At 31.0% G+C, this 26,649-nt stretch carries 16 protein-coding genes; 8 read left to right on the top strand and 8 right to left on the bottom strand.

What is annotated here, in order from left to right:
- On the top strand, nt 1–237 hold the full coding sequence (locus tag BWR22_RS02545; RefSeq protein WP_076731870.1) for a hypothetical protein: 237 nt from the start codon (nt 1–3) through the stop codon (nt 235–237).
- On the opposite strand, the gene BWR22_RS02540 is transcribed toward BWR22_RS02545, so the two are convergent.
- Together BWR22_RS02540 and BWR22_RS02535 are read right to left on the bottom strand one after the other, a co-directional pair.
- Nucleotides 234–683: a nucleoside deaminase gene (locus BWR22_RS02540; RefSeq protein ID WP_076731869.1), complete on the bottom strand. Its 450-nt coding sequence runs from the start codon at nt 681–683 to the stop codon at nt 234–236. The two genes, BWR22_RS02545 and BWR22_RS02540, sit on opposite strands and share 4 nt — an antisense overlap.
- A 65-nt stretch (nt 684–748) precedes the next feature.
- On the bottom strand, nt 749–3,454 hold the full coding sequence (locus tag BWR22_RS02535) for a T9SS-dependent M36 family metallopeptidase (RefSeq protein ID WP_076731868.1): 2,706 nt from the start codon (nt 3,452–3,454) through the stop codon (nt 749–751).
- A gap of 148 nt (nt 3,455–3,602) precedes the next feature.
- Here BWR22_RS02535 and BWR22_RS02530 point away from each other — a divergent pair, with 148 nt between their 5' ends.
- Complete coding sequence (locus tag BWR22_RS02530; protein WP_076731867.1) at nt 3,603–5,375, top strand: 1-deoxy-D-xylulose-5-phosphate synthase; 1,773 nt, start codon at nt 3,603–3,605, stop codon at nt 5,373–5,375.
- Between the two features lie 40 nt (nt 5,376–5,415).
- Here the strand turns inward: BWR22_RS02530 and BWR22_RS02525 are convergent, their stop codons facing one another.
- Genes BWR22_RS02525 through BWR22_RS02515 form a run of 3 tightly spaced genes read right to left on the bottom strand, consistent with a single transcriptional unit; the run spans nt 5,416 to nt 11,512 of the window.
- Complete coding sequence (locus tag BWR22_RS02525; protein WP_076731866.1) at nt 5,416–6,123, bottom strand: hypothetical protein; 708 nt, start codon at nt 6,121–6,123, stop codon at nt 5,416–5,418.
- Nucleotides 6,124–6,128: 5 nt separating this feature from the next.
- Nucleotides 6,129–10,154 (bottom strand): thrombospondin type 3 repeat-containing protein, encoded by a 4,026-nt coding sequence (locus BWR22_RS02520; protein WP_076731865.1) that lies wholly within the window; start codon nt 10,152–10,154, stop codon nt 6,129–6,131.
- A 17-nt stretch (nt 10,155–10,171) separates the two neighbouring features.
- Nucleotides 10,172–11,512 (bottom strand): deoxyguanosinetriphosphate triphosphohydrolase, encoded by a 1,341-nt coding sequence (locus BWR22_RS02515; RefSeq protein WP_076731864.1) that lies wholly within the window; start codon nt 11,510–11,512, stop codon nt 10,172–10,174.
- Nucleotides 11,513–11,710: 198 nt separating this feature from the next.
- Between BWR22_RS02515 and BWR22_RS02510 the strand changes: the two genes are divergently transcribed.
- A complete protein-coding gene (locus BWR22_RS02510) occupies nt 11,711–12,988 on the top strand; it encodes a hypothetical protein (protein WP_076731863.1) in 1,278 nt (425 codons plus the stop codon).
- 81 nt (nt 12,989–13,069) lie between these two features.
- Nucleotides 13,070–15,925, top strand: a complete 2,856-nt coding sequence (locus BWR22_RS02505; RefSeq protein ID WP_076731862.1) for a TonB-dependent receptor — start codon at nt 13,070–13,072, stop codon at nt 15,923–15,925.
- Nucleotides 15,926–15,997: 72 nt separating this feature from the next.
- Here the strand turns inward: BWR22_RS02505 and BWR22_RS02500 are convergent, their stop codons facing one another.
- On the bottom strand, nt 15,998–16,351 hold the full coding sequence (locus BWR22_RS02500) for a toxin-antitoxin system YwqK family antitoxin (RefSeq protein WP_076731861.1): 354 nt from the start codon (nt 16,349–16,351) through the stop codon (nt 15,998–16,000).
- Between the two features lie 291 nt (nt 16,352–16,642).
- Here BWR22_RS02500 and BWR22_RS02495 point away from each other — a divergent pair, with 291 nt between their 5' ends.
- The gene (locus BWR22_RS02495) at nt 16,643–18,937 is read left to right on the top strand and encodes an inorganic phosphate transporter (protein ID WP_076731860.1); all 2,295 of its coding nucleotides are present in this window, start codon (nt 16,643–16,645) and stop codon (nt 18,935–18,937) included.
- Nucleotides 18,938–19,080: 143 nt separating this feature from the next.
- On the top strand, nt 19,081–19,932 hold the full coding sequence (locus tag BWR22_RS02490; RefSeq protein ID WP_076731859.1) for an OmpA/MotB family protein: 852 nt from the start codon (nt 19,081–19,083) through the stop codon (nt 19,930–19,932).
- Between the two features lie 72 nt (nt 19,933–20,004).
- On the opposite strand, the gene BWR22_RS02485 is transcribed toward BWR22_RS02490, so the two are convergent.
- Both BWR22_RS02485 and BWR22_RS02480 read right to left on the bottom strand, forming a co-directional pair.
- Entirely contained in the window at nt 20,005–21,798 is a 1,794-nt protein-coding gene (locus BWR22_RS02485; RefSeq protein WP_076731858.1) for a ribonucleoside-diphosphate reductase subunit alpha, read from the bottom strand.
- A 1-nt stretch (nt 21,799) separates the two neighbouring features.
- The gene (locus BWR22_RS02480; RefSeq protein ID WP_076731857.1) at nt 21,800–23,074 is read right to left on the bottom strand and encodes a ribonucleotide-diphosphate reductase subunit beta; all 1,275 of its coding nucleotides are present in this window, start codon (nt 23,072–23,074) and stop codon (nt 21,800–21,802) included.
- An 866-nt stretch (nt 23,075–23,940) separates the two neighbouring features.
- On the opposite strand from BWR22_RS02480, the gene BWR22_RS02475 reads away from it, so the two are divergent.
- Both BWR22_RS02475 and BWR22_RS02470 read left to right on the top strand, forming a co-directional pair.
- The gene (locus tag BWR22_RS02475; RefSeq protein ID WP_076731856.1) at nt 23,941–24,675 is read left to right on the top strand and encodes a LytR/AlgR family response regulator transcription factor; all 735 of its coding nucleotides are present in this window, start codon (nt 23,941–23,943) and stop codon (nt 24,673–24,675) included.
- Between the two features lie 5 nt (nt 24,676–24,680).
- Nucleotides 24,681–26,648, top strand: coding sequence for a tetratricopeptide repeat-containing sensor histidine kinase (locus BWR22_RS02470; RefSeq protein WP_156875560.1), 1,968 nt, complete (start codon nt 24,681–24,683; stop codon nt 26,646–26,648).
- Nucleotide 26,649 lies beyond the last annotated feature (1 nt).

The following is a 26,649-nucleotide window of genomic DNA, read 5'->3' as shown; positions in this document are numbered from 1 at the left end:
ATGAAATATATAATTTGGTTTTTCTTTATTATCACTCTTATTAGTGTAATTTGTGGTTTTGCTTTTAATTTAGCGTACTCTAAAAAACTTATAGGTTATGGTGTTTTAGGCTTCTTTTTTATTGTTATACCACTATTTTCTTGGTATAGGTGGAAAGATAAAAATCCTAAAGATTATATGCTTAACAAAGAGAATTTAGACAAAATGCGTAAGCGTGAAGGCGACAAACGACGTTAATTTAAATTTCGTTTTTCTATAAAAAAGCGTTTCATTAAGCTAGATGCTTCTTCGGCTAATATTCCACCTTCTAACTTTGTTTTAGGATGCAGCTTAGTTTGTAAATTTATACAACCTCTTTCTTCATCTCTTGCGCCATAAACTATTTTAGATATTTGACTCCAATATAAAGCTCCTGCACACATTTGGCAAGGCTCTAAAGTAACATACAATGTACAATTTTGTAAATATTTACCTCCTAAAAAATTAGCCGCCGCAGTTATTGCTTGCATTTCGGCATGAGCAGTTACGTCGTTTAAAAGCTCGGTTAAATTATGCGCTCTGGCAATTATTTTATCATCTATAACTATTACAGCACCAACAGGAATTTCGCCTTTTGCATAAGCTTCCTCGGCTTCTTGTAATGCTTTTTGCATAAAATACTTATCGTCGTATGGTTTTATCATATTATAAAAATAAAAAAGGCAACCGTAAAACGATTGCCTTTTGAGTATTTATTTAAAAATTATTTCTAATTTTTAAGAATCTTATCATTCGTATTAATACCTTCTCCTTTAATAGTTAAAATATACATTCCAGATTGTAATGAACTAATATTTAACTGAGATTCGCTAGATAAATTAGTGTTTTTAGTTAACACCACTCTTCCATTAATATCTGTTAATGTCATTGTTACCTCTCCAAAATTCTTTTTAACCTTAATATTAACTACATTATTTGCAGGATTTGGGTATATAGAATATTGACTACTCACATTAAACTCATCAACACTTAAGCTTGTACAGTTCTGTAAAGATGGATCTGTAGAAGGTGGCATAGTAAAATCTTCTACTTGATCTTCCATATTACTTGAAGTACCTTGCGATGCATTAAACCCTAATCCTCTTGCTGCAAAAACCTCCCAAATTAAACATTGGTCTTCTCCTCCTGTTAAAGCCATATCTGCGGCAAGTAATGCATCTCTTCCATCTACCATTCCTGGATTACAAGTTTGTAATTTTAATCCGTCTATAACTAGTTGCATAACTTTATTATTACCTCCAGTACCATTATAAAAATCTGCATCAAAACCATATTTATTTTGGTAAGCCCAATTTAAATCCCATAAAACTGTTCCCCAAACAAAACCAATATTATGGACAACTCTATTCCAATAAACTGGATTTCCATTTTGATCGTTACCTAAAAAAGTATTATCGTTTGTAGCATTATACGTATAATTATTTACTGCAAAATCTGTACTATATTGTGCTGGTCTAATACCATTACCATCAACCGCTTGACCAACTGCATAAGTTGCAATACCTCTACCAGTTTCTGGCAAGTCTGTAGCTTTCATTGTTAACATTAAAGCAAACCAATCTGACCAACCTTCTCCCATTTGTTCTGGATTAGTTAAACAACTAGAATTAGAAGGTCCGCCAGATAATCTTGTTGAAATCCCATGACCATATTCATGAGCAACAATACCATTATCTAAACTACCATCTTTTTGGTATGGACCAACTGAAACTAAAGATGCGTTAATTGTTTCTCCATTTAAAAGTGCTGCAATAATTGCTTCTCCTTCTGCTTGACTAACCAAAACCGAAGGAATAGTTACTTGGTTTCCTACTGCTCCGTCTGCCATATTAGTTAATAAAGGATCTGAAACATTATTTACTACTATAACACCTACTGCTCCTTCGTTTTCTGCTGCTAAAACTTTACTTGCAAACTCACACACTCCTCTTCTTACAATAGCAATTTTTCCATTAATTGCTGCTCCATTAATAATTGTGTTACAAGCATCATTAACATCTGTTGAAGCTGGTTGCCCAAAATTATTATCTACTACTAAAGCTACATCTGCTGTAAGTGGTGCTGGAGGCAAAGGTGCTCCAAAACTAGCTGTACCACAATTATAACCTCCTGCTAATGTTCCATTATTAACTGTTAATGGGAATCCTGTAGCTGCTCCAGATGCAGACCATAAAAACATAGTCATGCTTGGGTTAGAACCATCTGGTGGAGTACCAAAAGTGGCATTATTTATACCACTTCCGTCATGTGCATCTGCATTTACACTATCTCCATCAAAACCACCATTTCCATAGTTGTTTTCTTGAAAATTACCTGAAACTTCGTTAAAACCATATTGGTACCACACATCATGCATATAATTATTCATATAGAATAAATTAGTAATAGATGTATCTATATATCCACTCGGGTCTTGATTACTATTAAAAGGAAAATTAAACGTTAAAGTAGCTGTACCATTTGGTGAAGCGCCTAAATTATTATTGTTCCCAGAAATATCTTCTTGCGCCCAAACATTATTACCTCTTGTTGTAGTAAACTCTGCTCCAGAAGCGCCATCTGTATCATGCCACCCAAAAGGAGAAGCTACATCATCTGCAGGATCTGTAATTAATTGAATTGATCCATGATTTGGACTCTCAACAGGTATAGGAAAAACATTATAACTAGAACCATCTGCCATTATCGTAGCCGAAGATTTAAATAAATTTAAAGCATGGTTATTATTAGTTGTATGTAAATGGTTTTTGTGATTTTCATCTTCAAAATTACATTTTACAATCCAATCGTTAGTATCTAAAACTTCACCTGTTACAGCATCTACCCTTACACTATACCAGTTATTACCGTTTAATGCATGAATACTTAAATCCCAAGCAAGTTTTATAGAATTATCATTAGTTTTTTGGAAAACCAATGATACTGGAATATCTGTTTGAGAAATATTACCATTATTAAAAACATAATTATTATCTCTATTACTAATTAAAGTTAAATTAGAAACAGTCCCTAAATTATAAAAATCGACAACTATATTTATTGCTGATTCTGCATTTACAACTGGAACTAGAGTATTAACTTTAGAAGAAATATTATTAATTAATCCATTAGTATAATGAAAAACATAATTATCTTTTATTGCAACATTTGAAATTGCATTATGAATTTTTACACCTTGATATGCCTGATTTATATAAATGTGATTAATTTTAGTTTTTTCTGAAAAATAACTATCATTTACTATCAGACTTGACAAATCACTTTCAACTAAATTATATTTTTCTTTATTTTGGTTTAACCAATTTTGAATAAGTGATCCAAACTGGTTATTATTTAAAGTGTTTTGTGCCTGTACTAATTGAATTGTAAATAAAAATACAATTGTTAGTATTCCTGCAATGTAATTTTTCTTCATAATATTGTATAATTTATAGATATCTTATAGGGAGGTCGCAAATATAGCAAGTAGCTTACAATTATTACATTAATACTAGTGTTTTATTGTTAATTTATACAGTTTTAATAGGTCTTTTTAATAATTTTACACTCTTTTTACACAACAAATGCAAAATCAACTTTTAAATACTATTAATTCTATAGCTTCTTTAAAGAAGTTAAACCAAAAAGAACTAAGTATTTTAACTTTAGAACTTCGGGAATTCATTATCGAAGCAGTTGCTGCTAAAGCTGGCCACTTAGGTGCTAGTTTAGGTGTTGTAGAGTTAACTATTGCCTTGCATTATGTATTTAACACTCCTAAAGATGAATTAATTTGGGATGTAGGGCACCAAGCATATGGACATAAAATTTTAACTGGCAGAAAAAACGAGTTTCATACTAATAGACAAAAAAATGGCATTAGTGGTTTTCCTAAGCGTACCGAAAGTATGTTTGATAGTTTTGGCGTAGGCCACTCTTCTACTTCTATTTCTGCAGCTTTAGGTATGGCTATTGCCTCTAAACTAAAAGGCGATTTAAAGAAGCAACATATTGCTATTATTGGAGATGCATCTATTGCTAGCGGCATGGCTTTTGAAGGCTTAAATCATGCTGGTGTTACAGATTGTAATTTATTAGTTATACTAAATGATAATGCCATAGGTATTGACCCAAGTGTTGGAGCACTTAAGCAATATTTAACAAATGTTAAAAAAGGCACTCAAAAACAAGATAACATTTTTGAAGCTTTAAATTTTAATTATTCTGGTCCCATTGATGGGCATAACTTACCTCTTTTAATTTCTGAACTCGAACGTCTAAAAACTATAAAAGGCCCAAAATTTTTACATGTTATAACAACTAAAGGTAAAGGTTTAAGGCAAGCTGAAGAAAATCAAGTTGTATATCATGCTCCCGGAAGATTTGATGCTAAAACAGGTGATTTATATAGCAAAGAAATAACTGTACAACCTCCTAAATTTCAAGACGTTTTTGGGCATACTATTGTAGAATTAGCTAAGCAAAATAATAAAATTGTAGGTATAACACCTGCAATGCCCACTGGTAGTTCTTTAAAATTTATGATGGATGAAATTCCAGAGCGTGCTTTTGATGTTGGTATTGCAGAACAACATGCTGTTACACTTGCTGCAGGAATGGCTACACAAAATTTGATTCCTTTTTGTAATGTATATTCTACTTTTTTACAACGCGCTTACGATCAAGTTATTCATGATGTTGCTATTCAAAATTTACCTGTAGTTTTTTGTTTAGATCGGGCTGGTTTAGTTGGCGAGGATGGAGCAACACATCATGGTGTTTTTGATTTAGCTTATTTAAGGTGTATTCCAAATCTTCACATTTTTGCGCCTAGAAATGAAATAGAATTACGAAACATTATGTACACGGCACAGTTAGGGTTACAGCATCCTATTGCTATTCGTTATCCTAGAGGTCGCGGCAGTATTATTGATTGGAAACAACCATTTACTAAAATTAATATTGGTAAAGGCACCTGTATTAAATTAGGAACTAAAACAGCTATCCTTTCTATTGGAAGTATTGCTAATAATATAACTAATGCACTAGAATTATTAGAAAACAGCTCTTCTTTTTCTCACTACGATATGCGTTTTGTTAAGCCTTTAGATAAAAATTTACTTCATTCTATATTTAAAAAATATAATACTATTATTACCATTGAAGACGGCTGTATAAAAGGAGGATTTGGAAGTTCTATTTTAGAATTCGCTTCAGATGAAAATTACGATAATAAGGTACATGTTAAAGGAATTCCAGATAATTTTATAGAACATGGTACAATTTTAGAGTTACAAAAATCTATAGAATTAGATCCTAAAAGCTTAAGTCTTTTTTTAAAAAAAATGGCAGACTAAAAATTATAGCCTGCCAAATATTTTTAGTTTATATAGTCTTTTAATTTGTACTAAAAGACCATTCTTGACCTATTGTTTTTACACCATTTCCATCTTTAGTATCTACTCTCCAAAAGTAAGTAGTAGCCGCTACGGTTGTAACATTAAATGTAGAAGTTGACACATCTGTTTGTGTTATAGATGGATTTGTTGTTTCTCCAAAATATAAATCGTACGTTAACGTATCGGTAGTATCAACATCACTTCCAGTCCAATCTAAAGTAACGGTTCCAGCGTCTATAGAGGCTTCCAACTCTGGAGCATTTAAAGAAGCTGCAAATGGAGCGTAATTAGACTGCCCTTCACTTTCTGTATAAAAAGCATAAGTAGGAGATGCTGTAGCTTCATCTTGACTATCAAAAGCTATTACATTCCAATAATAAGCAATACCTGGCTGTAATGATACAGTTTGATTTGTACTAGTCGTTGTTAGTTGCTCTACAATATTTGTTTGATTTCTATCTAATGCTATAGTTAATCTATAATTTATAGTATCTCCGTCGGCATCTGTTGCTGCAGCCCATTGAAAATTAACATTGCTGTCTATACAAAGTAAATCTGCCGTAGGATAATTTAGAGTATTTACTGCTGTAGGAGCTGTATTAGGAATTGGTGTTGGCAATACAGCACCAGCGCCATCATCGCTACTACTACAAGATGTAATTATAACAAAAAGTACAATAGGTAATAATTTTATTTTCTTAATCATATCCTTTATTTTTTAATTATTTTAATAACTTCTTTAGTTTCTAAATTCAGATTAATAAAATACATTCCTGAATTTAAGTTAGCAAAAGGAATCTCTATGAAATTAGATTTATTAATTTTATAGCTATTATTTAAAACTAACTTACCGTTTACATTAAAAACCTGAACATTAATTTCTGATTGATTTATAGTATTTGGTAATGTTATTTTAAGATCATTAATTACAGGATTTGGGCTTGCAATAATATCTAAAACATGCTCTATTTTTGTTTTAAATGTCCCTTCACAAGCTTTAGCTGTTTTAATTTCTAAGTCTCCAGTTCCTAATACCTCGATATCGAATATTGGATTACTTGTTATTTTAATAACTTCGTTTTTAAACAATACTGTGTATGGTGCTGTACCTCTACTTACATCTACATTTATAACATTAGAATCTAACGTATTATTTACTATTTCTAATTCAATAACCTCTGCTGCTTCAATATTAATTTCAAAACACTGTTCGTAATCAACACCTACCTCATCTACAGAAACACAAACAGAATAAGTTCCTACTGGAAGCTCTGAAAAAGTATAACTATTATCAGTAAAAGATTGTGTTAGACTTAAGCCATTACCAACTAAAGTTGCAATATAACTAACATAAGTTTCGTTTACATTAACTACAACTTTACCATTGTTTTCACCAACACATGTTTCTGATATTATTTCTAAAGAAATATTATCTGCGTTTGTGTAACTAGTATCACATACATCTCCTATTCCGTTACCATTTGTATCGGTTTGATTTGTATTAGGAATGTTTACGCAATTATCAACATCGTCAAAAATAGTATCGTTATCTGTGTCTTGACATGCATCACCAACACCATCTCCATCTGTGTCTGCTTGGTCTGGATTAGCAATTGTTGGACAATTATCGTTAATATCTATAATTCCATCTTGATCTGTATCTTGACATGCATCACCAATTCCATTTCCATCTGTATCTAACTGATCTGCATTTGCTGTATTTAAACAATTATCTACACCATTTAACACACCATCACCATCCTCGTCTCCATTAGCATCTAATGTAAATTGCCCAGAAAAAACTCCTCTACCATAAGTTGCCGCAAATACCATATTGTCATCTCTTAAATCTAAATCTAAAACTTTTACATTAGACATGCCATTAAAAGCCTGATTCCATGTTGGATTAGCATCAGAAAAATTATTTGTAAACCAAACGCCTAATTCTGTTCCAATAATTACTTCGTTTAAACTTAATGGATTTTGAAGTATTGTTTTAACCGGCATATCTGGCAAATCTCCTTCTTTTGCTTGCCATGAAGCTCCTCCATTATTTGTATACCAAATACTTTGCACACCATAATTATGCACAGTTACAAAAATTTCGTTTTCAGATTGACCAAATTCTATGTCTGAAATACTACCCACTATTACATTGTTTAATTCTATTTCGGTGAAAACTGGGTTAGATTCATTTGCATTTTCTATCTTAAATACATCGCCTAAAATTGTTCCAACTAAAAGTGTTGAAGAATCTGTTGTATAAGGAGAAACTGTTAAAGCTGTTGGCGCAGAATCCATTTCTGCATTTGTTAAGTTTGTTGCCGAAACTGTTGATTGAGATTTTATACCAGAATAGCGTCTTATTATACTATTACCATTTGCAGAATAATTAGAATATAAAATATCTAAATTGGAATCTAAAGCTTGTGGGTTTACAAAAGACCCATTACTTTCATTTTCACTATTAATGGTTATGCTAGCATTTGTATCTAAATTATAAAGATTAATACCAATATTATATACAAAGTTTCTTATTACGTATCTATCTGTTCCATCTTGATCGAAAAACGTATGTGCTCCATCTCCTCCATAAATTTCGGTTGCTGCATCTGGTTGATTTGGGTTTGCATTTGCAAATAATTGCGTTCCATTATCCTGCAATCCTCCTGCAAAATAATCTCCAGTAAAGGCTGTAGTTGGTCCAACTCCTACGGTATAGAATTGCGCTGTATTAAATTCGTTATTTCTAGAACTGGATGTTGTACCAGCATCTGAAGAAAAATACACACCTCCATCATTACCAAAAGCTACTATAGATGATGAGCCATTTGCAAAAGACATTGCGTGTTGATCGGCATGAACAAGAGGTATATTTAATGCCGAAAGATTATTATTATTAGACCATTTAGATATTTGCGCCCAGCTTATTCCTGCGTTTGCCGATTTAAACAAATCTATTCCTCCAGTAAATATAACATTATCATTATTAGGATCTACTTCTAACATTAAGTTATAAAAGGCTTGACTTCTAGTAAAGTCGTTAGCATCTATTCCTGTATCTGCATCATTAGGCAATGTTAAATTTGAGCTTGTAGAAAAACCGTTTTCTGTTTTTTCCATAATTACAGGACTTGCATCAGTGCTTCCTTGAGCTAAAACAAAAACTTTTTCTGAGTTAGTAGAAGATACTGCTATTTGAGTTCTAATAGCATTTGGTACTGTTCTCTCTAATGTAAAACTTGAGCCATCTGCCGAACGAAATATTTTTCCTCCACCATTATTAAAAACAGTACTATTTGTTGTTGAAACCCATACATTATTATCTGCTCCTATTTCTATATCGTTAGGACAATGTTTATTCCCTTCTGTAGTTAAAGGCAAAGCTATTTCTGTCCAGTTTATTCCATTATCTACAGATTTATATAAGCCAAATTCTGTACCTGTTAAATAATTTGGAACGTTAGCTTCTCCATAAAAACTATCTCCAGCAGCAACATAAACTTCTGAAACACCAGCATTATCTCTAACTTTAACATCATTTATAAATTGTATTCCAGGAACCAAGAGACCGTTAAACTCTCCCATTTGTGGATTTAAAGAACCTGTAACAACACCAGCATTAACTGCAGCTTCAATAATATCTCCGTCTGTTTGAGAGATTATAACCGCAGGAATTGTTATAGTATTATCATCTCCAGACATGTTTATTAATGGTTCGTCAACATTATTCATTATAATTACTCCTATAGCTCCAGCATTTTGTGCTGCTTTTACTTTTTCTATAAATGTACAAGTACCTCTACGTATTAAAGCTATTTTTCCTGTCATGTCAATGGTTGAAGGTCCACAACCTTCTAAAGCATTTGTAGAAGTTTCTCCATTAGTACCTGTAAAAGGAACTGTTCCATTAGCTAAAATTAACTCTGCAGAAATAACAGAAGTAATTTCTGGGCCAAAAAAACTTGTAGGATTAGACAAATAATCGCCTGCTATTCCACTTGGTGAATTAATAGTTATATTATTAACAATTGCCTCTTGTGTACTCGGTCCAGAAATACCACCTAGAACTTTTGCCCAAGTATCGCCTCCATCTATAGACTTCCAAAGACCATCACCATTAACATCTCCTCCAACATAAGACTCTCCAGTTCCAACATAAAAAATATTTGTATTGTTAGGATCGTAAGTAATACAGCTTACTGCTAAATTTTCTGGAATATCGACTCTTGTCCAAGCTGTATTTGGATCGGATATTTTAGTATTTTTCCATAAACCACCGCTTACACCTCCCGCAAAAAGTGTTTCATTAGTTGTATCATTAGGATCAAACATAATAGCTCTTGTTCTTCCTCCAACGTTATTTGGACCTCTTTCTATCCAACTATTATCTATTGCATCACCAGGAACTCTAGCAGAAGCTAAAAAGGCTTCTCTTTTTGCAATTTGGTTTTCTTTTATTTGTTTTAAGTTTTCAAAGGTTGGCCTTCCTAAAACAGGATTCATTGTTAGCTCCCATTCTTGCTCATAAAATTTATTTGGCGGTAATCCTGCTGCCTTTCTTTGAGGTTTTGTAAGTTTCATTACCTCTTTAAAAGGACTGTTATCTAGATTTTTTTTGTGAGTTTTTTTAACAAGATTGTTTTCTTTATAATCTTGATTTTTAACATTATTTAATGTAAAAAACGCAACTAAAACTAAAACGCAAGATGTTAAAATAATAATTTTCTTTTTCATAGTATATTTCTTAATTTCTAAAAACTAAATCCTTTTATTTTTTTATATTGAATAATTGCCTGACTATCACTTAGTAAAGATATATAATGACAAACACTTAATAATCTCTCGTATAAATTTTTATGATCTGTTTTTATAGTCTTTGGTAATCCTTTTAAAATAAGTTTATCGTAGTTTGAAGCTGTGTTATTAAAACAATTATTTACTGCAACAGTATAAGTTTCTAACAATGTATTTAGCACACCATAACCAGCAACTTCTTTATCTACAACCTCTGTAGATTGGTATATTTTTTCGACACTTAGTTTTATTATATCATTAATTTGTGCTTCGTATTTACTTTTATCTAATAATGCCTCGCTAAAAGTTCCTGCTAATATTGCCTCTTCGTTTTTCATGAACATTTCAATAGCTTCATCTATTAAAGCTCCAATTGCTAATGCTCTTAAATAGCTTATACGGTCTTCAGTATTAGATAGAGAATGGTATTTTTCTGTTTTAATTTTATCTCTAACTAAATTAATTAAATACTCTAACGCAAATGCTTCTGGAATCAAACCTAAATTAATACCATCTTCAAAATCTATTATTGTATAGCAAATATCATCGGCAGCTTCTACTAAAAAAGCAAGAGGATGACGCGCAAAACTAATATTTGTATCGCTTCTTTTTTCTAAACCTAACTCTTTTGCAACGTCTAAAAAAGCTTCTTTTTCATTTTGAAAAAAACCATATTTTTTATCTGCAATATGTTTGCTTGGTTTTTTAGGAAGTGATTCTTTTGGATATTTAGTAAAAGCACCCAAAGTTGCATAACTTAATCTTAAACCTCCTTCTCTACCAACTCTACTTTGTGTAACAATTTTAAAACCATTTGCATTTCCTTCAAAATCACACAAGTCTTGATATTCTTTTTCGTTTAAATTTTCTTTATGAATCTTTCCTTTTCCAGATCTAAAAAATTCTCCAATAGCTTTTTCTCCAGAGTGACCAAATGGTGGATTTCCTATGTCATGTGCTAAAGCTGCCGCTGCAACAATAGCTCCAAAATCATGTGCTTGGTAACCATGAATATTTTGCAAATGTGGATGTTTTTCTAAAAGTTTTTGTCCAACACGTCTTCCTAAAGAACGTCCAACAACACTAACCTCTAAGCTATGGGTTAAACGTGTGTGGACAAAATCGGTTTTAGATAGTGGTATAACTTGAGTTTTATCTTGAAGGCTTCTAAATTCTGACGAAAAGATAATACGATCATAATCTACTTCGAAACCTAAGCGTGTCTCATCTTGTTCTTTTCGCAACCTTTTATTAGTATCTCCAAAACGTTTTAACGAAAGTAATTGCTCCCAATTCATAATATATTATTAAGTGTCTGCAAGATATATAAACTCATGTTAATTTAATGTTTCCTCTTTAAAAAATTAGTAACCTTTATATAACATTAATCTAACCTTTTAATTATGTACCTGTAACCTTTTCTTAACCTAAACTTTTGAAGTTGTTTGTTTCTTTGCATCGAAAATCAAAAACTAAAACTATAAACAAACAATACAATGAAAAATCTATTATTATCTGCTTTAGCAATTAGCGCATTAGCCTTAACAGGATGTATTCAAGATGACGACACGCCTATTATTGTAGAAGAAACAACTATAATAAATAATAACAACTCTGGATCTGAAGGTAATGCAGATTGTATTACAAAAACAGGAGGAATTGCCTTAGACGAAACTTGGACAGCAGACAATTGCTATATATTAGATAGAAAGGTTGTTGTACAAGAAGGAGTAACTTTAACTATAGAGCCTGGAACAATAATTAAAGGAACAGCTGGTACAGGATCTTTATCTTCTGCTTTAATTGTTGCTAGAGGAGGAAAACTTATTGCAGAAGGTACTGCTACACAACCAATTATTTTCACTTCAGTATCAGATAATATTGAAATTGGTTCTACTTCTGGAACTAATTTAAATGAAAATAACATTGGTCTTTGGGGAGGTGTTATTGTATTAGGTAGAGCTTCTGGTTCTTTTGCTGGTAACGTTACAGAAAGACAAATAGAAGGAATTCCTGCAAGTGATTCTTTTGGATTATATGGTCCTGGAGATAGTCCTGCAGTTGATGATGATAACTCTGGAATTTTAAAATATGTTTCTATCCGTCATGGAGGTTCTTTATTAGGAGCAGAAAACGAAATCAACGGTTTAACTCTTGGTTCTGTAGGATCTGGAACAACTATTGACAATGTAGAAGTTATTGGAAATAAAGATGATGGAATCGAATTTTTTGGAGGAACAGTAAACGCTTCTAACTTATTAGTTTGGGCTGTTGGAGATGATGCTCTTGATGTTGATGAAGCTTACTCTGGAACTATTGACAACGCAGTTGTTGTATTAGGTGCTAACTCTGATCATGGATTAGAAATTGATGGACCTGAAGGAACATTAAATGGAGCTTGTACAATAAACAACTTAACAATGATTGGTAACGGTGATGTAGGATCTGAATATGCTGATTATAGAAGTAATGCTCAAGCAGCAACAAACAATGTTTATGCTTATGGTTTTGGACCATCTGCAGATGTTGAATTAGATAACGATGGTGTAGCAACTAACTACAACAATGGTTTAGTATCATTTAGCAACTGGCAAGTGGTATTACCAACAGGTGTTAATGCTGCTGGAGATATATTTGTAAATAATGGATCTGTAGCTACTCCTGGATATGGAACTGAAGCTACAGCTGTTGCTCAAGGTTCTCAAACTACCGGAGCTAACACAGCTAACCTTAGCTGGACTTATGCTAATACAGCAGGTGGATTAGGATTCTAATAAAAACCTATAATCAAAAATACTGCTCATAACCTACTAAGTATGGGTATGAGCAGTATTTTTTTAAAATATATTTCAAAAATGAAAAATATAAAAAACATACTTTCTCTTTTTTTATTTCTTATAACAGCTGTCGCTTTTTCTCAATCTGGACAAGTAGCTGGAAAAGTAATGGATGGAGAATTTAATGATGTTTTGCCTTTTGCAAATATTTTGGTAAAAGGAACTGCTAATGGAACCACTTCAGATTTTGATGGTAAATACAATCTAGATCTTGAAGTTGGAACCTACACTATAGTTTTTTCTTTTGTTGGTTATCAAACCCAAGAAATTACTGATGTAAAAGTTACTAGTAACAACGTTACAGATTTAGAAGTAACATTAAATCCTTCTGAAAACGCATTAGAAGAAGTTGTATTAACTGCATCTTCAAAACGTAATACAGAAGCGGCTGTTTTAAGTCTTCAAAAAAAATCTGTTGTTATGTTAGACGGTCTTTCGTCTCAAGGCATTAAAAAAACTGGAGCTGGAGATATAGCAGCTGCTGTTAAAAGTGTACCTGGAGTTTCTGTACAAGGAGGAAAATATGTCTATGTTCGTGGATTAGGAGACCGTTATACAAAATCTATATTAAACGGTGTTGATATTCCTGGTTTAGATCCAGATAGAAATACAATACCAATGGATATTTTTCCAACAAATATTATAGATAATGTTATTGTATTAAAATCTGCTTCTGCAGAATATCCAGCAGATTTTACTGGTGGTATTGTAAATATAGTTACTAAAGATTTTCCTACTAAAGCAGAATATTCTGTTTCTGTTGGAACTGCATATAATCCAGATATGCACCTAAAAGACAATTATCTAACTTACGAAGGAAGTAAAACAGATTTTTTAGGTTTTGATAACGGAAAAAGAAACCGTAAAATAAATAGATACCAACCTATTCCTGGTACTTTTGATAACAAAATCTTGTTAACATCACTTACAAAACGTTTCGACTCTCAATTAGGAGCAGACACAGAAACAAGTAATCCAAATTATAATTTTGGTTTTACATTAGGTAACCAATACGAGGTTAGCGACACTAATAAACTAGGATACCAAGCCTCTTTTTCTTACAAAAACAACACTACGTTTTACGAAGATAGAGAAGACGGTACTTACATTAAAAACCGTTTCGATCCTTCTGTAAACGAGTTAGGTTTAGATAGATCTGTTAAAGGATCTTCTGGGCATAACGAAGTTACAATGAATGGACTTTTAGGTTTAACTTTTAAAACACAAAACTCTAAGTTTAAGTTAACAGGTTTACATATTCAAAATGGAGAATCTTCTGCTGGTGTTTACGATTTAAAAGTTAGTGAGGATAATGCAGGTGGAGCATTTATTACAGGTACTGGAGATGAGCTATTATATACACAACGCTCTATTACTAATTTCTCTTTTGTTGGAGACCATATATTAGATGCTAATTCTGGATGGAATATGGACTGGGTATTTTCTCCTTCATTTACCTCTGTACAAGATAAAGACCATAGAGTAACACCATTAAGAATTGTTGATATTGGTGCAGACATTCAATATCAAATAGATCCTAGTGCTATTGGTAACCCTACACGTATTTGGAGAAACCTTTCTGAAGAAAGTTGGGTAGCAAATGCTAAAGCCGAGAAAAAATACGAACTGTTTAGTAAACCAGCTAAATTAAAATTTGGTGGTGGTTACACATTTAAATATCGTGATTTTAACTCAGATCAATATATATTTGAAACAACATCTCCTATTGTAGAAAATGGAGACGTAAATACTTTATTAACCGAAGAGAACATTTGGACTCCATCTACTGGAGAAGGAACATACTTAGATGTTAATAATATTTTTCAACCTAAAAACTCTTATGAAGGAGAATATAACGTAGCCTCTATGTTTATTTCTAATGAGTTTAATGCTACAGAAGCTCTTAAAGTAATTTTAGGATTAAGAACTGAGCAATTTAATTTATATTATACTGGAATTGTAGATGAGGAAGCTGTAACTGGTTTAAAAACTATAGATGAATTTGATTTTTTCCCTTCTGCAAATTTAATTTATGCACTTTCAGAGCAATCTAATTTAAGAACATCTTACTCACGTACAACTGCAAGACCTTCTTTTAAAGAAGCATCTACTGCAGAAATTTTTGATCCTATTACTAATAGATTTTTTATTGGTGGTTTAGATAACAAAACTTTCGATCCAATTGTTCCAACTTACATTAACAACTTTGATGTTAGGTATGAGTTATTTAGAGAAAAAGGTCAAATGTTTGCGATTAGTGGTTTTTACAAAAGCTTTACAGATCCTATAGAATTAACTTTCTTTCCACAAGATCCAAGCCAACTTACTGTTGCTAATTTAGGTGATGCAGAAGTTATTGGTGGTGAAATTGAATTTAGACAGAATTTAGGATTCATTTCTAATGGTTTCGAAAATTTTAAATTTAATGCAAATGTTTCGGTAATTAGTTCTAAATCACAAATGACTGAGCAAGAATATAACCGTAGACTTGGTAATGCTAGAACTGGAGAAACTATAGACGATACTCGTGATTTACAAGGTCAATCTCCATACCTTATTAACGCTGGATTAGATTATAACAATAGCGACAAAGGTTTTAGAGCTGGTTTATTTTACAATGTTCAAGGAAGCACTTTAGAGGTTGTTGGTACAGGAGACATACCAGATGTTTACACAAAACCTTTTAACAGCTTTAACTTTACATTAAACAAAACGTTTGGTAAAGATGGAAGGTCTGCAATAGATTTTAAAGTAAATAATATTTTAGGAGACGAAAGAGAAAGCCTTTACGAATCTTTTGGTGCAGAAGATCAGATTTTTTCTTTAAGAAATCCTGGAAGAGAATTATCTTTAAGTTATAGTTATAAGTTTTAAACACTTATAGATTTTATAATAAAAAAGCTCCAAGAATATTCTTGGAGCTTTTTTAATTGTATAAGTTATAACTTAATCACGTATAGCAACTGTAGATTTATTTTCCCACTCGCTTACACTTGCAATATTATTATTTAAATAATCTACTTCTTTTAATGTTTCTTTATTCCAAAAAAACCATTTTCCAACTTTAATGCCATTATCATATTTTCCAACTGCTACTTTGTTACCTTCGGCATCAAAACTTGTCCAAGTTCCTTCAAGTTTATTGTCTTTATTAAAAAAACCTGTTTGTGCAACTTCTCCATTATCATGGTAAAAAGTAGCTTCAGTTTGATTTCCTTTTTTTTCAAATTTTGGTTTAACATCTTGCGCAAAAGTAAAACTTACGGCAAACATTAATATAAGTGCTAATATATTTTTCATTTGTTTAAATTTTAAAGTATTAATTAATAATTACTTAACAAATATACATTTAATTTTACATTTAAGCAACATTTACATAACATTAAATTAACATTGGATCGTATTTTATTGATTGTCAGTGTTTTAAATTTGGTCGCTTTAATTAAATAGAGTTATTCATCAGTTAATATCATATTTATAAAGGCTATATAGCACTATTTATTTCTATAAAAAAGGAATAGAACATAACATTAAATTAACATAGCATTCAATTTAAAATGTGAAATTTGTTTAAAAAATTGAAGACAATTAATGGATAATTTATACTTATTTATAGTTATAGCTTTGGCCCTTTTAGCTATTGCAGATTTAGTAGTTGGAGTTAGTAATGACGCTGTTAATTTCTTAAATTCGGCTATAGGTTCTAAAGCTGTTTCCTTTAAAACAATAATGATAGTTGCTAGTGTTGGTGTTGCTGTAGGAGCAATATTTTCTAGCGGATTAATGGAGGTTGCCCGAAAAGGTATATTTAATCCTGGGCAGTTTATGTTTGATGAAATCATGATTATATTTCTAGCAGTCATGATTACAGACATTCTATTGTTAGACTTCTTTAACTCTGTAGGAATGCCTACCTCAACAACTGTTTCTATAGTTTTCGAATTACTTGGTGCATCTGTAGCAATGGCATTACTAAAAGTATATAGTGAAAATGGAGAGTTTTTTGATATTGTTAACTATATAAACACTTCTAAAGCCACAGAAATTATAATTGGTATCCTACTTTCTGTAGTAGTTGCATTTTCAATAGGAGCTTTAATACAATGGGTTTCAAGATTATTACTTTCTTACAATTTTGAACAAAAAGCACATTGGATTGGTGCTGTATTTGGAGGCATAGCTTTAACTTCTATAACTTATTTCATTTTTATAAAAGGAATTAAAGGTACTCCTTTTGCAGATGAAACATACTCTTTCACTGAAGGCTTAACTATAAAAGATTATTTAGAGTCGCATGTTTTAAATATTGTTGTAATAAGTTTACTTTTTTGGTCTATTGTTTCTTATATTTTTACTGCTTTATTAAAAATAAACATCTATAAATTAATTATACTAGTTGGTACATTTGCACTTGCATTAGCCTTTGCAGGAAACGATTTAGTAAACTTTATTGGAGTACCAATTACTGCTTTAAAATCTTACGAAGTTTGGTCTGCTTCTGGTATTGCAGCAGATGCTTTTAGTATGGAGTTTTTACGTGGAAAAGTTGAAACACCATGGTATTTATTACTAATTGCAGGAATGATTATGGTAGGTACATTATGGTTTTCTAGTAAAGCAAAGGATGTTGTTAAAACATCTATAGATTTATCTAGCCAGTCTAGTACTAAAGAGCGTTTTCAACCAAATTTTTTATCTCGATATTTTGTAAGATTTGCAGTTTTAACCTCTCAAGCAACATCTTATATTCTACCAAATTCTTGGCAAAAGGTTATAGAAAAACAATTTACTCAGCCAGAGATACCACTATCTACAAAGGAAGAAGATCGTCCTGCATTCGATTTGGTTCGTGCTGCAGTTAACTTAATGGTTGCTGCTGTACTTATATCTATAGCAACTTCTATGAAATTGCCATTATCAACTACTTATGTAACCTTTATGGTTGCCATGGGAACATCTCTTGCAGATCGTGCTTGGGGAGCAGAAAGTGCTGTGTATCGTGTTGCTGGTGTAATAAATGTAATTGGAGGTTGGTTTTTTACTGCTTTTATAGCTTTTTCTGCCGCTGCAATTATTGCTTTTTTATTGAATTTAAATATTAAAGTAATGTTTCCTATCTTACTATTAACAGCAATTGCGCTATTAGTAAGAAACTATTTTGCACATAACAAAAAAGCTAAAATGTCTAAAGCTGAAGACCAATTGGTTAAAGCCGAAAGCAGCTCTGTTCAAGGTGTTATACATGAAAGTGCAAACAATATCGCTAATGTTGTAAAAAGAGGTAATCGTATTTATACAAATGCTATTGATGGTTTAGCTAAGCAAAATTTAGCGATGCTAAAAAAGAATAAAAAGCAAGTTTCAAAACTTTCTGACGAAGTGGACGATTTGCGCGACAATATATTCTATTTCATTAAAAACTTAGACGATAACAGTGTTATAGCAAGTAATTTTTACATTAATATTCTTGGTCATTTACAAGACATTACGCAATCTCTAGAATACATTTCTAGAGTAAGCCATAAGCATATTAACAACAACCATAAAAAGCTTAAATTTAGCCAAGTAAAAGAGCTAAAGGAAATAGACAAAACTTTAGAATCGCTTTTTACCGATACTAAAAAGGCGTTCAACTCTCGTTCGTTTGAAGAAATTGGAAGTATTATAGACCGTAAGAATGAATTTTTTGGTTTAGTTAAAGACAAAATCTCGATGCAAGTTTCTAGAACTAGAACAGAAGAATCTAGTCCAAAAAACACTACATTATACTTTAGTTTATTATTGGAGACTAAAGATCTATTAACTGCAACAATGAATCTTTTAGAAGAGTATCACGATGCACACGATAGTTCTGTTCCTCCAGCAAGATTAAGCGAAGAAGAATAGAACAAACATAAATAACTATACAAAAACCTCGAATATTCGAGGTTTTTGCATTTAAACGTTAAAATAATTATAAAACACTAAAGTGTAAAGTCCATATAAATTGTTTCCTCGTATTTGTTATTAGTTAAACTTAAAACTTAAATATGAAAAACATTGCAATTACACTAATCACTTTTATTACATTATCAAGTTGTGTTTCTAAAAAGAAATACGTTGCCTTGGAACAAGAAAAAGGTGAGGTTGTAAACCAACTAACTAAAACACAAGTAGAGAAAGAAGAACTTGAAGCTAAATTTGCTAAAATTGAAGCACGAGTTAGCGAGTATAATTCTAAGATTAACACTCTTACAGACGAAGTAGGAAGCTTAACAGAAGAAAATTACACAAAATTTGATGCCGTAGGTAATAAAGCTGTTGTTTCTGAAGAAGCAAAAGTTGGCATGCGCAAAACCTTAAGTAAAGTTAGCCCAGATGTACTTAAATATTATAATACACTGGAAGACTCTATGAACCTTGCTTTATCATTAAATTTAAAACGTTTTGTTGACACTACAGATTTAGATGAAAGTGACGATATAGCTATAAGCATAGACCAAACTGTTGTTATGATTTCAATTTCTGATAAAATGTTATTTAATAGCGGAAGTTACCGCATTAGCAATAAAGCAGATAAAATTTTACAAAAACTTGCCGATGTTATAAACTCTGAGCCTAGCTTAGATGTAATGATTGAAGGTCATACAGACTCTAGATCTATTAATACTGCTAAGGTTACAGACAATTGGGATTTAAGTGTTTTAAGAGCCACTTCTGTAGTTAGAAAATTACAAAACGACTTTGGTGTAGCTCCAGAAAAACTTATTGCTTCTGGTAGAAGTAGCTACCAACCATTAACCGATAATGATACTAGAGAAGGACGTTCAAGAAACCGTAGAACAAGAATTGTTTTACTTCCTAATATCGATAAGTTTTTTGCTATGATGGCATCGAATTAATTGATGTATTAAGTAAATAAAAAAAGCCTAAAATTAAATTTTAGGCTTTTTTTTATTTATAGAAATTACTAATTAACCTTCGCAACTAGTACATTCTTTCTTTTGCTTAAATTTTTGTGCAGCATTCATACTGTGTTGGTAGTATAAAGATTTTACACCTAATTTCCACGCATTAATATAAAGCTTATTAATGTCTTTCACTGGCATATCTGGGTGTACCATAATATTTAAAGACTGTGCTTGATCTATATGGTTTTGTCTATTTGCTGCTTGATAAATAATACTCATCTGGTCTATTTCAGAATACGTTTTAAAGACATCTTTTTCGTGGTCTGTAAGTTCTTCTAAATGTTGTACCGAACCATCGTAATCACGAATACTTTTCCAGATTTCTGTTGTATTTAATCCTTTCTCTTCTAATAAATCTACTAAAAATGGATTTTTAATAGTTGTTTTAATTTTAGCAATATCTTTTACATAACTGTTAGACCAAATTGGTTCGATACCTTGCGATACTTGTCCTAAAATAAATGCAGAAGATGTTGTTGGTGCTACAGCATTTAAGGTAGTATTACGTCTACCATAACCTTTTAATACTTCTGGCTCACCAAATAATTTTGCTAACTCTTGGGATGCTTTTTTAGATTTATCTTCAATAGTTTTAAATATTTCGCTATTTAAATTAAATGCTTCTTGACTATCGAAAGCAACCATTTTAGATTGTAATAATGAGTGCCATCCTAAAGCTCCCATTCCTAAAGCTCTATTTTCTTTTGCAAAATTATAAGCTTTTTCCATAAACAAGAATGTTTGCTGGTCGTCTCTGCTTGAAGAATCTCTATATACTTCTAATTTTGTAATAAACTCTTCTAAAACAGCATCTAAGAAGTACACCATTGTTTCTACAGCATCTGTATCTTTCCACTTATCGTAGTGTAATAAGTTAATAGAAGATAATACGCAAACAAACGACCATCTATCGTTAGTTGGCAACATAATCTCAGAACATAAATTACTTGCGTAAATTTCATGGTTCTTATCTTTATACACATCTGGTGCAGCATTATTAGCATTATCTTTAAAGAAAATATAAGGGTAACCTATTTCTCCTCTACGTTGTAATACTTTTGCCCAAATAGCTCTTTTCTCTTGGTCACCATCAATCATCTCTTCCATCCATTTATTACCAACAGTTACACCGTGTGTTAATTCTTGGATTGGGTTTCCTTCTGTTCCTATTTCTAAAAACTCGTCAATATCACCATGTTCTATAGGTAAGTAAGGAGAAAAACGACCTCTTCTTACAGAACCTTGACTTACAACATCTACCATTTTTTCGAACAACTGCATAATATGTACTGCTCCAGAAGATTCTCCATTGTTTTTAACAGGAGCTCCTCTATGGCGTAACTTACCAAAGTAACCAGAAGTACCACCTCCTAGTTTAGACATCATTCCAACTTCAGATTGGGTGTATAAAATGTCTCCCATATCGTCTGATATATGCGAACCAAAACAACTAATTGGCAAACCTCTTCTTTTACCAAAGTTAGACCATACTGGTGATGCTAATGAATAATAGCCTTCTGCCATATACCCATAAAATTTATCTGCAAAACCATCAATTTTTAAAATTGCTTCTGCTCTTTCTGCTATTTCTCTAATACGCTCTTCTGGTGTTGTACCTTCTGTTAGGTAACCTGAAGACAAGAACTTACGACTATTTTCTGTTAACCATTTTATTTCTGGTTGTTTACCAGCTTCTTTAATGGTTTCTTTTCTAGCGTTAATTAATTCTTCGTAATTTGAAGCTTTTGCTTCCTGGCTTACGTTTGCCTCGATGTTTTGTTGTGTTTCGTTTTTCATTTTAAAATAAATCGTCGCTAGTTATACTTTTTGTTCTTTTGCTGTAGTTTATAGATCGTTTCACAAAGAAATCTCCGTGTTTTGTTCCTATAATTTCGTCGTCAAACCATTCGGTTTGTTCAACTAATTTTTCGTCTATTTCGAATACTTTTTCAATACCTATACTTTGTAAAGAATTATTAAAACGGTTTTTAATAAATTCATTTATAACAGCTTTAGGTAAGAAATCTAATTCTCCTGCTTCAAAAATCCAGTCTATAATTTTACTTTCAGATTCGAAAGCTTCTTTACATAATTCTTGAACTTGAGCAGCATGAGTCTCATCGAACCAAGTTGGATTTTCGTTTTTAATTATTCTAATAATATCGATTCCAAAATCTCCATGAATTTGCTCTTCTTTAGAAGTCGCTTCTACTACATTTGACACTCCTTTAAGCATATTTTTATGCTTATTAAACGCCATTATTATTAAAAACTGAGAGAATAAAGACACATGTTCTATAAATAATGAGAATAATAAAACAGCTTCTGCGTATTCTTTATTATCATCACTTTTAGAGTTTTTTAAAGCCGTTTCTAAATAATGCACACGGCGCATAATTACAGGCTTTTTCTTTATATTTTTAAACTCGTTATTAAGTCCTAATATTTCTAACAAATGAGAATATGCATCTTGATGGCGCACTTCACTTTCGGCAAAAGTAGCACCTACAGAACCTATTTCTGGTTTTGGCATTTTATTGTAAATCTCTCCCCAAAAATTCTTTACTGCAACTTCTATTTGAGAAATTGCAAGCATTGTATTTTTAATTGCGTTTTGCTCTACAATGGTTAACCTTGTTTTAAAATCTTGAATATCACTAGTGAAGTTAAACTCTGAATGAATCCAGTAGGAATGCCTAATAGCATCTACATATTCGTTAAGTTCTGGATACTCATAAGGTTTAAGATTAATACGTTTTTCAAAAATATTTGTTTTTCTATTTCTTGCTTGCTCGTCTCTATATAAAATATAGGCTTTTGCAACATCATGAAACGCACTTTCCATTAGTTTTTCTTCTACAAGATCTTGCACTTGCTCTACCGTTGGAATGTATTTATAATCTTTTTCCTTTCTTTCTAAAAGTGTTTGTAAAACATTTACTGAAATAGTGTTTGCATCTTCTTTCCCTCCGCTTCCTACAGACAGCATTGCTTTTTCAATAGCATTAGAAATTTTATTTAAAACAAATGGGCTTGTTTCGTAATCTCTTTTAATAATTTGTGTAATCTCCATATTCTTTGATATTAATAGCTAAAGTGACACAAGAATGATTGGCATCATTCAATCTTTAATGGTTAATCCGTAAATTGTTTTAAAATTTCCTTTTTAAAAAAAAGGAGTATAATGGTGCGTTATCTTAAAAAAAGTGCATTTTCTATTTCTATATCAACAATAAGATTTGTAGAAATTATACTCTTTTTTTCCTTCAACAAAGATTGAGAATTGTACCATAAAAAGAAAGGGCATTCGGTAAACGTTTTCAACAAGTTTTTAACAAAACGGCACAGCCCTTTGTTTTAGGGTGTTTTTAAGATTTTTTGTTAAAACACTGATTATTAGTGTTTTAAAATTATAATATTTTGTTAACAGCAGTAAAATAAGCATTCTTACTTTTTTTAAAAAAAAGGGATTTACTCTTAAAAAAAGTAATAAAAAACTAATTGAAATAAAATTGAAGACTAAGATTTTTAGTTTTTAATATTAATAGCTTCCAATTTTAAATCTTTAAATAGAAAAAGACAATTATTAAATTCTAGTTTAAGAATGTTTTTAAAATAAAAAAACCAGGATAAACCTGGTTTTCTATAAGAACTAATAGCATAATTTATTAAAGTGAATCCCTTAACTTTCACTTATATTTAGTTAAATAATTAAAACTAATATTTTATAAAGATAATTTCTAAGCACAACAAAATACATGATAATGTATAATTGGCTTAATATTTTGTATAATTGGTTTGTAACACTATAATTACAATAAAAACAATCGCCTAAAAAGCATTAAATTACACTATTTACACATCTATATTTACCACTTACACATTAAATAAAGACCATGTCTATTTTATGTTTTATATTTATAATATAATTTTTTTTAAATGCTTACAGCTGTTATTGTAGATGATGAACCAAAAGCCATACAAGGTTTAAGTTGGGAACTCAAGAATTTTAGAGATGAAATAGAAATTGTTAAAACTTTTTCTATACCAGAAGATGCCTTACTTTATTTAAGTAAACACACTCCCGATTGTCTTTTTCTAGATATACAAATGCCAACCATGGATGGTTTTCAGTTTTTAGAACAGCTTAATCAAAAAAATATTGCTGTTGTTTTTACTACAGCTTATGATGAGTATGCTATAAAAGCTCTTAAAAACGAAGCACTAGATTATTTATTAAAACCTATAGATTTTGACGATTTAAAAGAAACCATCTCTAAAATTAAAAAGTTTAGATCCAGGATTGTAAATTCTAATAAAATTGAAGACATACTAATTAATTTTACCAATACAAAAAACAAGAAAAAAATAACCATTAACACAGATGGTAAACTTCTATTTTTAAATATTGAAGATATTCTTTTTGCAGAGTCCGATGGAAACTACAGCACCATATTTTTAAATGATGGGCAAAAGGTTTTAGTAACAAAAAAATTAAAAGAAGTTAATGCACTATTACCTGAAGGAGATTTTTTTAGAATCCACAATTCATACGTAATTAACCTTTCAAAAATTAAAGAATTCCTAAAAACTGACGGTTATGTTATTATGGAATCTAACCATAAAATACCTGTTGCTAGACAAAGGAAATCTAGCTTTTTAGAAAAACTATAATATTAATGATGGTTAAAATTTTTCTTCATAAAAAAAACTACATAACACTACTTCTACTGTTGTGTTTTATTACATTTTCTCATGCACAAAAAGACAAAGTAGATTTTAAAATATTTGCAGATAGTATTATTAAAGTAAACCATAAAAACTATGGAGATTTAGAATATGCTATCTATAAAAACAAATACGACACCACTAAAATGAAAACACTTTTGCAAAAAAGTGTTACCGCAAATTATAAACAAGGTGAAGCATTTGCCAATATTGCTTTAGGTATACAATTCCGAAATAAATCGTTATTTGAAAAAGCAAATCAAGTTTTAAATAACGCTTTAACTACTTCTAGACAAAACAACTTAATAGAATTTGAAATTGTAAGTTTAAATATGCTAGGAGTTGTTGCAAGAAGACAAGACAAAATTAGGCCAGCTCTAGACTACCATCAAGAAGCTTTATCTATTGCAGAGTCTCAAAAAAACAAATCTAAAAGCATACAAAAGAGCATAGCAGTTAGCCACAACAGCATGGGAAACATTTACTTAAGTATTAGACAATACGACCATGCTTTACAAGAATTTAATAAATCTCTTGCTATAGAAATTGCAAATAAAAACAATCTTGGTTTAGCCATAAACCATCATAATATTGGTGCTGTTTACGAAGCTCACAACAAACTTGATTATGCCTTAAATAGTTATTTTAAATCTTTAAAATATAACGAAAAAATAGATTCAGACATTGGTAGAATAATTTGCAATAACAGTATTGGCGCTATCTATGTGAAGCAAAATAAGCCAGAAGCAGCCCTAGCAATAATAGAACCTACAATTGCTTTAGCCGAAGAAAAAGGAGATAAATTCTATATCGCTTCTGCTTACACAACACTTGGTTGGGCACAAAGTCAATTAGGTAAAAACACTTTAGCGAAAAAAAACTTAGAAAAAGGATTAGCCGTTGCAGAAGCATATAATTTAACTTCGGCTATTGCAAATGCCAATAAAGAATTATCCTCTTTAAATGAAAAACTTGGAAACACAGCTTTAGCTTTAAAACAATATAGAACAGCCGTTAAAGTAGAACAAAGCATTATTAATAAAGAAAATGCACAATACGTTAGCAGTGTTCGTTCGGAATACGAAACCGAAAAGAAAAACGACCAAATAAAGTTTTTAGCAAAACAAAACGAAGTTGCAAATTTAAAATTAGAAGAAAATAGAAACATGGCTATTGCTGCTTTTATTGTAATATTACTATTATCTTTAGGAGCATTTTTTTTAAACAGACACAAGCGTCTAAAACATGAAAAGAAAATTCTTACCTTAGAGCAAGACATGTTAAGAAACCAAATGAATCCTCATTTTATTTTTAACTCTTTAAACTCTATTAAATTATATATTATTAACAACGAAAAGGAAAACGCTGTTTATTACCTTAATAAATTTTCTAAGCTTATTCGTAAAATTTTAATTGCCTCTACCGAAAAAGAAATCTCTTTGTATGAAGAATTAGAAACTATGGATTTGTATATGAATATTGAAAATATTCGATTTTCAAACACAATAAATTACAGCCGCTCTGTAGAAGAAGGTATTGATACAAAAAATATAAAAGTACCTTCTTTAGTATTACAACCTTTTTTAGAAAATGCTTTATGGCACGGTTTATCGTCTAAAAAAGAAGATAAAACTATGACTATTTACATATCAAAAGAGTCTTTAGATTACATTACTATAACTATTACAGATAATGGTATTGGAAGAAAAGCTGCCGCAGAAATTAAAAAGAATAAATTATTAAAAAGAAAATCTGTAGGTATAGAGTTAACCAAGCAACGTTTAGAAAATTTTTCTAAAAACTACACTAATTCATATAAACTATATATAGAAGACTTGCACGAAAATAACATTCCTTCTGGAACTAAAGTTGTTATAAAAATACCAACTAGAGAAATTCATGGTTTAAAAACAGCATAAT

Origin of the sequence: Lacinutrix venerupis (assembly GCF_001971745.1) — a bacterium.
GTDB lineage: Bacteria > Bacteroidota > Bacteroidia > Flavobacteriales > Flavobacteriaceae > Lacinutrix > Lacinutrix venerupis.
This window is presented reverse-complemented; position numbering and strand designations above follow the sequence as displayed.